Origin of the sequence: Bergeriella denitrificans NBRC 102155, from assembly GCF_001592185.1 — a bacterium.
GTDB classification, from domain to species: Bacteria; Pseudomonadota; Gammaproteobacteria; order Burkholderiales; family Neisseriaceae; genus Neisseria; species Neisseria denitrificans.
Genome location: NZ_BCWL01000366.1, coordinates 1 through 779, shown reverse-complemented (window position 1 = coordinate 779; position 779 = coordinate 1). Strand labels below are relative to the sequence as shown.

Below are 779 nucleotides of genomic sequence, written 5' to 3'. Positions count from 1 at the left end.
GGGGCGTATTATAGCGGCTGCAGAAAATGTGTCAACGAAAAAAATAAAAAAAGCGGTGGGAATATTTCAAGCGTTTGACAAAAAAGATAATTTATTTGCAGGCCGCTATGCCGGGAAAATCAGTATTTGGCGCTGACCAAGCGGCCGTTTTGGAAAACCTGCTGCTGCATCAGGTTGCCGTTGTAGGCGTAGGTGGTCAGCGAGCCGTTTTCAGGCGTGGCGCGGAACTGCATCAGCTGCGTGCGGCTCAGGGTGTAGGGGTCGGTGCGTTTGCTGCCGGAGTCGCCGTAGAAATCCTGTACGATATACTCGTTGCCGCGTTTGCTCACCAGCTGGCGGTAGAAGCCGCCTTTAACCGCGCTGTTGGACGCGTTGCCCTGGGCATCGAAATAGGCTACGGTTTGGCCGGCGCTTTCGGCCTGGCTGTCGGTTTTGCTGCTGTCGAAGCCGATGGGGATGTTGAGCGATGTGCCGAGCCCGATGTGGCTGCCGATGCGGGAGCCGATGCCCAGGCCGACCGACATGCCGGAAGGGGTGGCGGTGCAGGCGGTGAGCAGGGCGCAGAGTAAGGCGGGGGCGATAATGTGTTTCATGTTTATCCTGATTGTTATGCAGATGAAGCTGCTAGTATATCGCTTTCGGCTGCGGGCGGGTGTTAGAAAGGGTAAAAGCGGCAGGCGCGTGCGGATTGCAGCGCGGCCGTTTTTTGGCGACAATGCGGCTTGGGATAAAATATGCGCGGTCTGAGTGAGGCCGCTTGATGTTTGGCCGGGCATCGG

The 779-nt window shown here is 57.0% G+C and carries 1 protein-coding gene; it reads right to left on the bottom strand.

Annotation, left to right across the window (positions count from 1 at the left end; all coding sequences use genetic code 11):
* Positions 1 to 119: 119 nt before the first annotated feature.
* Entirely contained in the window at positions 120 to 593 is a 474-nt protein-coding gene (locus tag BDE01S_RS10835; RefSeq protein ID WP_066081477.1) for a NemA protein, read from the bottom strand.
* Positions 594 to 779 lie beyond the last annotated feature (186 nt).

Coding starts and splice junctions, on each gene's coding strand:
- BDE01S_RS10835 (WP_066081477.1), bottom strand. CDS start 593: ATGAAACACATTATCGCCCCCGCCTTACTCTGCGCCCTGCTCACCGCC.